Raw genomic sequence first — 11,883 nt, forward strand, 5'->3', positions numbered from 1 at the left:
TAAATAACGGAGTTTTGTAATGAGTGAATTAGGACAAAAATTACGTACAGCACGAATGGAACAGGGTTATACAATCGATGACCTGCAAAAGCGAACTAAGATTCAAAAACGCTATCTCTTAGCTATTGAAGAGGGCCGATTTGATAATTTACCTGGTGATTTTTATGTGCGGGCGTTTATTAAGCAGTATGCAGAGTGTGTAAATCTAGATAGTGAGCAACTACTTACAGAATACAGTAGTGAAGTACCCCAATTGCAGGTACCCGAAGAATCTCCTGTGCGGTCTATTGTTCGTAAGGAATCCTTGTTCCACAATTTACGGCGGCATTTACCGCAAATTAGTATTTTAGCGATCGTCCTGATTATTGTCGTTTTGGTGGGACTAACCGTGCTGCGAATGCAAAAACAAAATGCTAATCCGATCCCTCACAGTACCAAAATTGAGGAAAAAGTTCCGGCAAAGAAGACTCCGAAAAACGCTAGCTCGACTCCTAAGCCAGCAGCTAAACCCCAAGAACAAAAATTAGAAATAAAGATTGATGCTAATGATTCTAATAAATTCAATATTACTAATTGGAAGACAAGCAATCAGCATACTTTAAAATTAAGTGCAACTACTAGCGCCGCTTGGATTACAGTTCGCGGAGCAAATGGAAATATTTGGCAGGGACTAGTTAATGCTGGTACGGAAAAAGAGGTTCCATTAGATAATAATTTAACTCAATTCCAAGTTCAAACTGGGAATGCCCCCGTAACAGATTTGACAGTTAATGATTTTAAGGTGCCTGTGGCTAGCAAGCAAACTGGAACAGTGCATACTTATACCATGAACATTAAGGAGTAATACTAGGAGTATGAATTTACCTAATAAGTTAACTTTAATGCGGATTATTTTAATCCCCATTTTTATGGTTTTTATGGCTTTCCCTAAGGCAGTGACTTTTGGCTTTTTAGGAGCGCAAGTTACTTGGCCCTTGGTGATTGCTACCGTTATTTTTATCGTTGCCGCATTGACAGATTTAGCAGATGGAAAGATTGCCCGTAAGCGCCATTTAGTGACTAATTTTGGGAAGTTTATGGATCCCTTAGCGGATAAGATGCTGGTTTTAACAGCTTTTGTATATTTAGTTGTCTTAGGCAAAGCCCCAGCTTGGGTAGTCGCGATTATTGTTTGTCGGGAGTTATTAATTACAACTTTACGTCTCTTAATTGTTGAACAGGGGGGAACCGTAATGGCAGCCCAAATGCCAGGAAAGATTAAGACGACGACGCAAATGTTAGCAATTGTCTTTTTATTGCTCAATGATCCGATTTTTAGTTATTTCAATTGTCCCTTTGGTTTAGTCATGTTATATATTTGTTTGATTTTTACAGTTTATTCAGCTATCGATTATTTATGGCAAAATCGCCAGTATTATTTTGATTTTAAGTAGTAATTTAATAACGAGACTTTGAAAGTCTCGTTTTTTCATATCCAGATTAATGAGGGGTTGCCAAATGAATTCATGGGAAAAACAGTTTCGCAATGATTTAGGGGAAAATCGTTTTATTGGGGATCAATATCAAAAATTAAGTGTTGCTGTAGTGCAAGAGCTAAAAGCTCGAGAGCAGACTCTGACGGCTGCTGAAAGTTTGACTGCTGGTTTACTTCAGGCAACTTTAGCTGATGTTGCTGGGGCCTCCCAAGTCTTTGGGGGTGGCTTTGTAACTTATAGTTTGGCGGTTAAGGCCCAGTTGTTGAAAATTAATTATGAACAGTTGGAACAACATGGTGTGGTTAGTACTTGGACTGCTAGGCAAATGGCCCAACAAAGTTCCCAGATCTTGGCTAGTGATTGGGGCTTGGGCTTAACGGGAGTTGCTGGACCTGGTCTTCTTGAAGGTCAGCCGGCAGGAACAGTTTTTATTGCCTTAGCCGGACCGCAGCCAACGCAAGTACAACAATTTCAATTTTCGGGAGACCGCCAGCAGATTCGGCGAAAAAGTGTGGTTGCAGCTTTTATTATGTTAATAAATAGTCTATAATATGGAATGATTTGAGAACATATGTTCGATAAGGAGGTATTTTTGTGGCTAAAGACGAACGCCAAGCAGCCTTGGATATGGCCCTTAAAAGAATTGAAAAAGATTTTGGTAAGGGTTCTGTGATGCGCATGGGTGATAGTCCCCAAACGCAAATTTCAACTATTTCCAGTGGTTCTCTGGCTCTAGATAACGCGCTGGGAATTGGTGGTTATCCCCGGGGGAGAATCGTTGAAATTTACGGACCTGAAAGTTCTGGGAAAACGACTGTGGCTTTGCATGCCGTAGCTGAAGTACAAAGAAATGGTGGAACTGCCGCTTATATTGATGCTGAAAATGCCATGGATCCCGCTTATGCGACTGCTTTAGGAGTCGATATTGATAATCTATTGTTATCCCAACCAGATACCGGAGAGCAGGGTTTAGAAATTGCTGATGCTTTGGTTTCTAGTGGAGCAATTGATATTGTAGTTATTGATTCGGTCGCTGCTTTGGTTCCCCGGGCAGAAATTGAAGGCGAAATGGGTGATGCCCATGTGGGCTTACAAGCTCGTTTGATGTCACAAGCCTTACGTAAATTATCCGGAACGATTAATAAAACTAAGACCATTGCGCTTTTTATTAACCAAATTCGGGAAAAGGTTGGAGTCATTTTTGGAAACCCGGAGACTACTCCCGGAGGACGGGCTCTAAAGTTTTATGCCACCGTCCGTTTGGAAGTTCGCCGAGCAGAACAGATTAAAGATGGTTCTGATGTTATCGGAAATCATACTAAAATCAAAGTAGTTAAGAATAAGGTGGCGCCGCCATTTAAAGTTGCGCATGTGGATATTATGTATGGTCATGGAATTTCTCAAACGGGAGAGATTGTGGACATGGCTGTAGAGAAAGATTTAGTGAATAAGAGTGGTTCTTGGTATTCTTATCAGGATGAACGGATTGGACAAGGTCGGGAAAACGCCAAGAAATATTTGGATGAACATCCAGAAATGAAAGCTGAGATTAAGCAAAAAGTTCGTCAAGCTTATGGGATGGACCCCGAAAGTGAAGCCGAAGAAGATCCAAGCACATTACCAATTGATGAAACAGAAGCCTCGAAATAAGGTGACTGTTTTTTTTATTGGACAAACATCGTTGACAGTGACGCCCAGAAACAATAATATTGTTATGTACCGATATTTTAATTATATTTTTTAATTGTGACTTGGAGGTCAGATTATGTCATGGAGCATGACGTTCCTCGCGGTCGCAGTTTTGATGCTAATAATTGGTGCTGTAATTGGTTTTTTGGTGCGAAAAAGTGCTTACGAAACAAGTTTGAAGCAAGCCGGCAAGTCCGCAGAAGATATTATTGCGGCGGCTAAAAAAGATGCTACTTCAACGAAGAAAGAAGCACTGATTGAAGCTCGTGAAGAAGGTCATCGTTATCGGCAAGAACAGGAAGCCGAAATTAAGGATCGTCGCAAGGAGCTTCAACGACAGGAAGATAGAATGTTACAGCGGGAATCATCTTTAGATCGCAAAGATGAATCGCTGGACCAACGCGAACATTCTCTGGAAAAGCGAGAACAAAAAATTGATCATACAGAACAAAAATTAGACAGTCAACGAAAAGAAGTAACTTCTACCTTAAATCAGCAACAGGAAAAATTAGCAACAATTGCCGAAATGACTCATGAAGAGGCTCGTTCTTACTTGCTAGAACAATTAAATCAACAGTTATTGCAAGAAAGAGCGCAGATGATTCGAGCTAGTGAAGAATCCGCTAAACAAGATGCGCAAAGAAAGGCCCGTCAATTAATTGTCGAAGCTGTTCAGCAGAGCGCTGCTGATACAGTTTCTGAAACAACAGTTACGACTGTATCTTTGCCGAATGAGGAAATGAAGGGTCGAATTATTGGGCGTGAAGGCCGTAATATTCGGACAATTGAGGCCTTAACCGGAATTGATGTAATCATTGATGATACACCACAGGCTGTAGTTTTGAGTGGCTTTGATCCGATTAGACGAGAAATTGCCCATATCGCGTTAGATAAGTTAATCTCTGATGGTCGGATTCATCCGGCTCGAATCGAAGAGATGGTTGACAAAGCACGCAAAGAAATGGATACCGATATTCGTGAACTTGGTGAACAGATAATTTATGATTTAGGAATTCATAATATGAATCCTGATTTGATAAAAATCATCGGTCGTTTAAATTTCCGGACTAGTTATGGTCAAAATGTATTAAATCATTCTATTGAAGTTGCAAAATTAGCAGGGACGATGGCTGCTGAATTAGGGGAAGATGAGACTTTAGCGAAACGCGCGGGATTATTGCACGATATTGGAAAAGCCTTGGATCATGAGATTGAAGGCTCCCACGTGGAAATTGGGGTCGATATTACTACTAAGTACAAGGAGCCTAAAGTAGTAGTTAACACTATTGCTTCACATCATGGCGATGTTGAACCAACATCCATGATTGCCGTTTTAGTGGCGGCTGCTGATGCCATTTCTGCGGCTCGACCAGGTGCACGTTCTGAATCAATGGAGAATTATATTCATCGTTTGGAACGCTTAGAAGCAATTGCCAATGATTATGATGGCGTTGATCATAGTTACGCAATTCAAGCTGGACGAGAAATTCGAATTATGGTTAAACCAGATAAAATCTCGGATAATCAAGCGATTGTTCTTTCCCATCAGATTAAAAACCAGATTGAGAAAGAATTAGAGTATCCCGGTCATATCAAAGTAACCGTAATTCGTGAAACTAGAAAAATTGCTTATGCCAAGTGATGGTATAAGCTTTTTTAGTAGTTTTTTTGACCAATAAAGTTGTACAGATTGCGCGAAATTATTATATAATTCAGTTATGAAATTAAAGGAGCTTCCGCAAATTTATGTTGAATGTAATTCTTAAATTATTTATTACGATGCTGATCGCAGCTATAATCACCCCTTTTATTCGCAAATTAGCGTTCGTTTTGGGAGCAGTTGACAATCCTAGCGCTCGGCGAGTGAACAAGAAACCAATGCCGACTTTAGGTGGATTAGCGATCTTTTTGGCATTTAATTTTTCGACTTTTGTTTTATTAAGAGGACAGTTCCCGACCCATGAACTATTTAGTGTTTTTTTGGCTGAATGTATTATTTTACTAACTGGTCTAATTGATGATATTCGCGAGTTAAAACCAATCCAAAAACTTTTTGGCATTTTTGTGGCTGCCTTAATTGTTTATTTCTTAGCCGGAATCCACATGAATTATGTTACGATTATGTTTTGGGGCAAGATTCAACTGGGCTGGTTGAGTTTGCCGATTACAGTTTTTTGGATTTTGGCAATTACGAATGCGGTTAATCTAATTGACGGTTTGGATGGTCTAGCCACGGGAGTCTCAATTATTGCTCTCTTTACAACGGGGATGATTGGTTACTTTTTCTTATCTAGCGGGAATACTTATATTTCAATTTGGATTTTTGTAATGGTTGCATCTTTGTTAGGATTTTTGCCGCATAATTTTCATCCCGCTAAAATATTTTTGGGAGATACAGGCTCTTTATTTATTGGTTTTATGATGGCTGTCTTTTCCCTCAAAGGTTTAAAAAATGTAACTTTTGTTTCCCTAATTATTCCAGTAATTATTTTAGGAGTTCCGATTACGGATACGGTTTATGCGATGCTCCGACGAATTTTACATCATCGTCCAATCTCTCAGGCCGATCGTCATCACTTGCACCATCGTTTAATGCAGATGGGTTTAAGTCATCGGCAGACGGTCTTGGTTGTTTATGGAATTGCGCTAATCTTTTCTTTCATTGCCTTGCTTTATCCAGTTTCGAATTTTTGGGGCAGTTTATTACTAACCTTAGCAGTCTTATTCGGTTTAGAATTGTTTGTAGAAACGATTGGTTTGATGGGAGAAGATTACAAGCCGCTCTTAAAGATCATTCAAAAAATGGCTAAAGCCATTGAAAAAAAATAAAAATTCAACCCCTATTCTAAATTAGAGTAGAGATCGAATTTTAGTTACTGAGGGGAATTTCGCAGGGAGTGATTGCTCCTAGCTGCAGTTGTAATTTATTGGCGAATTGTTCCTGCAATTTAACCTGAAATTCGGTGATTTGACTTTGGGGAATTGCTAAATGAAGTTGAACCTCAGCAGTGTAGTCAATTTTTAGAGTCTGATAATGATTAGTTTGGAGCCAGTATTTTAAAGGCTCCAGTTGTTTATAATCGAGAGTTATTTCAATCAGTTGTTGGGCCGCAATCTGGACTCGGCCGACAGCATGAATCGCTTCGGTAATTCCTTGACGATAAGCCCGAATAAGTCCTCCTGTCCCCAACTTGATTCCCCCGAAGTAACGGGTGGTGACCGCAATTACATTTTGGATTTCTTGGGCCTTGAGGCTTTCTAAGATGGGAATACCAGCCGTACCGCTAGGCTCACCGTCATCACTAGCGTGTTGGAAGGGCTGTTCGGAAGTTAGAAGACGATAAGCGTGGCAGTGGTGTCGCGCTCTGTAATCTTGTTTTTTGACTTGGGCGAGAAAGTCGGTTGCCTCTTCAAGGCTGGTGATTCGATGAAGTCGAGTGATAAAACGGGACTTTTTAATTGTCAGTTCAACTTCGCTATCCTGAGCAATTGTAATATAAGATTTGATGTTCAAAACACTCCTTTAACGGGTAATTAAAATACGGGTGATCATTTTGAAGGTTAAAAATAATTTATCAGGACGCTTACTAGTCTTAGAAAAGTCGGATTCCTGTCTTGAAACGATTCCAGCAGTAATCCCCATATCGTCAACAAAATTTCGCTGTCAACGCTGCCAGATGGTCAATGAATTAAGTAAGTATACTATAACATCGGGAACCTATTATTGCCCAGACTGCTTAATGTTAGGGAGGTTGACCAATCAGCAGCTTTTAGCCGCTTATCCAGAAATTAATGACTTTACGCCACCGTCTAATCCTTTATGTTGGTCGGGGCGACTTACTTTAGCGCAAGCTAAGATCTCAGCTCGTTTATGTCAAGTTTGGCAGCATCATCAAGAGCATTTAGTTTGGGCAGTTACCGGAAGTGGGAAAACAGAAATGCTTTTTCCCATGTTGGCCCAAGCTATTATGCATGGAGATCGGATTGCTTTAGCAGCTCCTAGAATTGATGTCTGTCAAGAATTATTTCCTCGTCTCCAAGCAGCTTTTCCCCAAGTAACTTGCTCTTTGCTCTACGGGCGATCAGAAGTTAGTTATCGCTATACGCAAATTTTGATTTGTACTGTCCATCAATTACTCAAGTTTCGGGCCGCCTTTGATCTTTTAATTTTAGATGAGTGCGATTCTTTTCCCTACTTGAATAATCCTATGCTGCATCAAGCAGTCCAGCAGGCGGTTAAAACAGAGCACACCGTGGTTTATTTATCGGCAACCCCGAGTCAGGAATATCAAACGCGAATTAAGCAAGGACACTTGACTCACAGCCTTTTAAATCGGCGTTTTCACGGACATGACTTACCAGTACCTAGTTACCAGTTAGTAGCTCGAACAAGCTCTGTAGTCCACTTAGCGATTCCTCTAATTCGACAAATTAAATTCTTTTTACAACGGCAACAAAGATTTTTATTATTTGTCGATAGTGTTACCGGAGCCCAAAAATTATCGCAAACTTTAAAAAAACAATTGCCAGAGCTAGAACAAACTTTTGTTCATGCACAAGATCCGCAGCGTTTAGAAAAAGTGGAACGTTTTCGAGCCGGCACCGGCCAAGCCTTAGTGACAACGACAATTTTGGAGCGGGGAGTAACCTTTGATCATATTGCTGTTTTAGTTTGGGCGGCAGATAGTCAGCGCTTCAGTAGTCAAACTCTAATTCAAATTGCAGGACGAGCGGGACGGAGTGCAGCTCATAGTTTTGATCCCGTAATTTTTTATGGTGCTAATTATACTTTAGCAATTGCCAAGGCAATCGCTACCATTCGCCGGTTAAACCGTGAATCCTAGTTGTTTATTGTGCCAAACACCTTTAGTTTTAGAATTGAATCCGCTGATGATTTTGGGACTGCAAAAGATAACTGTCCCGAGCGTATGTTCTCGCTGTTGGCAACAATTTAGCCGCATTCAAGGGCCTGTTTGTCCTCTTTGTAGTCGTCCCGGTAGAAAGGAGATCTGTGCCGACTGTCAAAGATGGTTGGCATTAGGATATTCTCACTTTCGCCATCAAGCTTTATTTGCTTATAATTCTGCGATGCATGATTATTTTAAGCGCTATAAACGTTATGGTGATTACGCTTTACGACGAGTATTTAATGATTTATTACGCCAAGAGACCAGTAAACTCAAGGTTCCTTGTATTTATATTCCTAGTTCTGCGAGTCACTTAAATCAGCGCGGTTTTGATCCCGTCGTTGGTCTATTCCAAGAAGTATTTAAATTATTTCCAGCTCTGATTAAAATGGAAACTACACAAGGCCAATCGGAAAAAAATCGCCAAGAACGTTTGGCTACGCCCCAATTTTTCCAATTTAACTCACACTATCAGGTTCTTTTAGAGGAACCTCAGTTGTTATTAGTTGACGATATTTACACAACGGGAAGAACAATTTTTCATGCCCAAGATTGTTTACGCCAAGCTGGCTTTCGGGGTCAATTTCAATCTCTTTCTTTGGCACGTTAATTTGAGTTAAAAGTTGTTGTTTGGAAGTAAAAAAATTATAATATAAGTGTAAACAGTAGTTTTACCATCAACAAATCTATTAAAAGATTGAGGGGAGCAGAACTTATGTTGCAAATTAATGTTCGCGGCGAAAATATTGAAGTAACACAGGCAATCCAAAATTATGTGGAAAAACGCCTGAGCAATCTGAATAAATATTTTAAAGATGCTGACAATCCGATAGCTCACGTTAATTTAAAAGTTTATAGAACTAAAAGTTCGAAGGTTGAGGTCACCATTCCGTTGTCTCAAGTGATTTTAAGAGCGGAAAAATCGGGCGATGATATGTATAAGGGGATCGATGATGTTTTTGAAAAATTAGAACGTCAGATTCACAAGTACAAAACTCGAATTAATCGCAAAGCTCGGATGCAAAATCGGCGTTTGTTAGATCAAGCAGCTGTCGAAGAAGCAGCTCCGGAGGCAGAAGACGAATTAGAAATTGTCCGGACCAAACATTTTTCTTTGAAGCCGATGGATGCTCAAGAAGCTGTCTTACAGATGCAACTATTAGGACATGATTTCTTCATTTTCGAAGATGCGCAAACTAATGGGACCAGTATTGTTTATAAGCGTAAGGATGGCCGTTACGGTTTAATTGAAACCGGAATTTAGAAGATTTTTATCGGAAAAGGTAACGGGAACCAAGTCTCAAGGCTCCCGCTACCTTTATTTTTTTAATTGCATGGTGGTTTGCTTATTACTATCAAAATGATAAGATACTAGGGATAGGTTAGATTTTTTTAAGTACGGGAGAGATTTAAGTAATGGGTAATCCGATTAAAAAATGGGTGGAAAGTGACAAGCGCGAAGTTAAGCGGATGGGCAAGATTGCCGACCGGGTTGAGGCTTATGCTGATGAGTATGCTCAACTATCTGACGAAGCGCTTCAAGCCAAGACACCAGAATTTAGAGAACGCTTAACCACAGGTACTAAACTCGATGATTTGTTGCCGGAAGCTTTTGCGGTTGCCCGGGAAGCAGCAAAAAGAGTTTTAGGCTTGTATCCTTTTCGCGTTCAATTAATTGGGGGTGTAACCTTACATGAGGGAAACATCGCCGAAATGAAAACTGGTGAAGGTAAGACATTAACAGCTGCCTTACCAGTCTATTTGAATGCCTTAACGGGTAAGGGTGTTCATGTGGTCACAGTTAATGAATATTTATCTTCCCGGGACGCTAGTGAAATGGGTCGACTTTATAATTGGCTCGGTCTTTCGGTAGGTTTGAATTTGAATTCAAAAACTGCGGAAGAAAAACGAGAAGCTTATCTTTGTGATGTGACTTACTCTACTAATAGTGAATTAGGATTTGATTATTTACGGGATAATATGGTCGTTTACAAAGAACAGATGGTTCAACGACCTTTGAATTTTGCGATTGTCGATGAAGTGGACTCCATTTTAATTGATGAGGCGCGGACACCCTTGATCATTTCTGGTCAAGCAGAGCAATCGACAGCCCTTTATTTGCAGGCTGATCGTTTTGTTAAATCGCTAGTTGCTGATGATTATAAAATTGATTGGCCAACTAAGTCGATTGGATTAACTGAAAGTGGAATTAAAAAAGGTGAAAAAACTTTTCATCTCAAGAATCTTTACGATATTGATAATACCCTTTTAAATCACCATTTAGACCAAGCTTTACGGGCTAACTACATTATGGAAAAAGATAAAGATTATGTGGTTGCTGATAAAAAAGTGATGATTGTTGATTCCTTTACCGGACGGGTGATGGAAGGCCGGCGGTTCTCTGATGGTTTGCATCAAGCAATTGAGGCGAAAGAACATGTTTCAATTCAAGATGAAACTAAGACCATGGCTAATATTACCTACCAGAACTTTTTCCGGATGTATGACAAACTCTCTGGGATGACTGGGACAGCTAAGACGGAAGAAGAAGAGTTCCGGGAAATTTATAATATGGATGTCGTTACTATCCCAACCAATAAGCCCATTGCGCGGGTTGATCATCCAGATGTTTTGTATCCGACTTTACAAAGTAAGTTTGATGCCGTAGTGACCGATATCAAAGAACGGTATACTAAGGGCCAACCAATCTTAGTCGGAACTGTTGCCGTCGAAACTTCAGAATATTTATCGCAGCGATTGACCGAAGCTAATATTACGCACGCCGTTTTAAACGCTAAGAATCACGCTAAAGAAGCCGAAATTATCATGCAAGCGGGGCAAAAAGGTGCCGTAACGATTGCTACTAACATGGCTGGTCGGGGAACCGATATCAAATTAGGACCGGGTGTCAAAGAATTAGGTGGTCTAGCAGTTATTGGAACGGAACGGCATGAGTCTCGTCGGATTGATAATCAGTTACGGGGACGTTCTGGTCGTCAAGGTGATCCTGGGGAAACAATTTTTTATATGTCCTTGGAAGACGATTTAATGAAACGTTTCGGTTCAGAACGAATTAAACGAGTTTTGAGTGTCATGAAAGTCGATGATAAAGATGCTGTAATTCAAAGCAAGATGATCAGTCGACAAGTAGAGGCGGCCCAGAAGCGGGTTGAAGGTAATAACTACGATACGCGAAAGAATACTTTGCAGTACGATGACGTAATGCGAGAACAAAGAGAAGTTATCTATCGCGAACGGATGCAGGTTATTACTGAAGAACAAAGTTTACAAAAAATTCTCCTCGGGATGATTAAACGAACTATTAAGTTTCAAATTGATTCCCGAACTAATGGGGATCAAGCTAGCTGGGATTTAGACGGTTTGTATGATTTTGCCCTCACCACTTTAGTTAGTCCCGAACAGTTGAAAAGAAGCAATCTGGACGGTAAAAGTGTAGATGTCTTACGGCAAATGCTGGAAGATTTTGTAGAAACTAATTATCAACAGAAGAAGAAACAACTCCAAAATCCCGAGCAAATGCTGGAATTTGAAAAAGTAGTTATTTTGCGAGTGGTTGATGAACATTGGACCAATCACATCGATGAGATGGATCAGTTGCGGCAGTCAATTGGTCTGAGAGGTTATGGTCAATTGAATCCTTTAGTAGAATATCAGGAAGAGGGTTTCCGGATGTTTGAACAAATGATTGCGGATATTGAATACGACGTGACACGCTTGTTTATGAAAGCGGAAATTCGCCAAAACGCGCAGAGATAAAATAAACAGGCCCCAGGCCTGTTTATTTTTGTCTA

At 40.2% G+C, this 11,883-nt stretch carries 11 protein-coding genes; 10 read left to right on the forward strand and 1 reads right to left on the reverse strand.

What is annotated here, in order from left to right:
* Nucleotides 1-19: 19 nt before the first annotated feature.
* The 6 genes from HU830_RS09050 to HU830_RS06585 all read left to right on the forward strand — a co-directional run bounded on the left by HU830_RS09050 (nt 20) and on the right by HU830_RS06585 (nt 5,993).
* Nucleotides 20-844 carry a helix-turn-helix domain-containing protein gene (locus HU830_RS09050; protein ID WP_176942971.1) on the forward strand — a complete coding sequence of 275 codons (825 nt, stop codon included), beginning with the start codon at nt 20-22 and terminating at the stop codon, nt 842-844.
* Between the two features lie 10 nt (nt 845-854).
* The gene (gene pgsA, locus HU830_RS06565) at nt 855-1,433 is read left to right on the forward strand and encodes a CDP-diacylglycerol--glycerol-3-phosphate 3-phosphatidyltransferase (protein ID WP_176942972.1); all 579 of its coding nucleotides are present in this window, start codon (nt 855-857) and stop codon (nt 1,431-1,433) included.
* Nucleotides 1,434-1,497: 64 nt separating this feature from the next.
* Nucleotides 1,498-2,025, forward strand: a complete 528-nt coding sequence (locus tag HU830_RS06570; RefSeq protein ID WP_228765851.1) for a nicotinamide-nucleotide amidohydrolase family protein — start codon at nt 1,498-1,500, stop codon at nt 2,023-2,025.
* A gap of 77 nt (nt 2,026-2,102) precedes the next feature.
* Nucleotides 2,103-3,125 (forward strand): recombinase RecA, encoded by a 1,023-nt coding sequence (gene recA / locus HU830_RS06575; protein WP_194946742.1) that lies wholly within the window; start codon nt 2,103-2,105, stop codon nt 3,123-3,125.
* A 115-nt stretch (nt 3,126-3,240) separates the two neighbouring features.
* Nucleotides 3,241-4,806, forward strand: a complete 1,566-nt coding sequence (gene rny / locus HU830_RS06580; RefSeq protein ID WP_176942975.1) for a ribonuclease Y — start codon at nt 3,241-3,243, stop codon at nt 4,804-4,806.
* Nucleotides 4,807-4,910: 104 nt separating this feature from the next.
* Nucleotides 4,911-5,993: a glycosyltransferase family 4 protein gene (locus tag HU830_RS06585; protein WP_176942976.1), complete on the forward strand. Its 1,083-nt coding sequence runs from the start codon at nt 4,911-4,913 to the stop codon at nt 5,991-5,993.
* A 40-nt stretch (nt 5,994-6,033) separates the two neighbouring features.
* Here HU830_RS06585 and HU830_RS06590 read toward each other — a convergent pair whose 3' ends face one another.
* On the reverse strand, nt 6,034-6,678 hold the full coding sequence (locus tag HU830_RS06590; RefSeq protein WP_176942977.1) for a YigZ family protein: 645 nt from the start codon (nt 6,676-6,678) through the stop codon (nt 6,034-6,036).
* Between the two features lie 238 nt (nt 6,679-6,916).
* Between HU830_RS06590 and HU830_RS06595 the strand changes: the two genes are divergently transcribed.
* The 4 genes from HU830_RS06595 (at nt 6,917) to secA (ending at nt 11,848) form a co-directional block, all read left to right on the forward strand.
* Nucleotides 6,917-8,008, forward strand: coding sequence for a DEAD/DEAH box helicase (locus HU830_RS06595; RefSeq protein WP_176942978.1), 1,092 nt, complete (start codon nt 6,917-6,919; stop codon nt 8,006-8,008).
* A 187-nt stretch (nt 8,009-8,195) separates the two neighbouring features.
* Complete coding sequence (locus HU830_RS06600; RefSeq protein ID WP_176942979.1) at nt 8,196-8,681, forward strand: ComF family protein; 486 nt, start codon at nt 8,196-8,198, stop codon at nt 8,679-8,681.
* Nucleotides 8,682-8,786: 105 nt separating this feature from the next.
* Nucleotides 8,787-9,335 carry a ribosome hibernation-promoting factor, HPF/YfiA family gene (gene hpf, locus HU830_RS06605; RefSeq protein ID WP_176942980.1) on the forward strand — a complete coding sequence of 183 codons (549 nt, stop codon included), beginning with the start codon at nt 8,787-8,789 and terminating at the stop codon, nt 9,333-9,335.
* 152 nt (nt 9,336-9,487) lie between these two features.
* On the forward strand, nt 9,488-11,848 hold the full coding sequence (secA, locus tag HU830_RS06610; protein WP_176942981.1) for a preprotein translocase subunit SecA: 2,361 nt from the start codon (nt 9,488-9,490) through the stop codon (nt 11,846-11,848).
* Nucleotides 11,849-11,883: the final 35 nt, after the last annotated feature.

It is taken from the genome of Bombilactobacillus apium (genome assembly GCF_013385145.1).
Classification (GTDB): Bacteria; Bacillota; Bacilli; order Lactobacillales; family Lactobacillaceae; genus Bombilactobacillus; species Bombilactobacillus apium.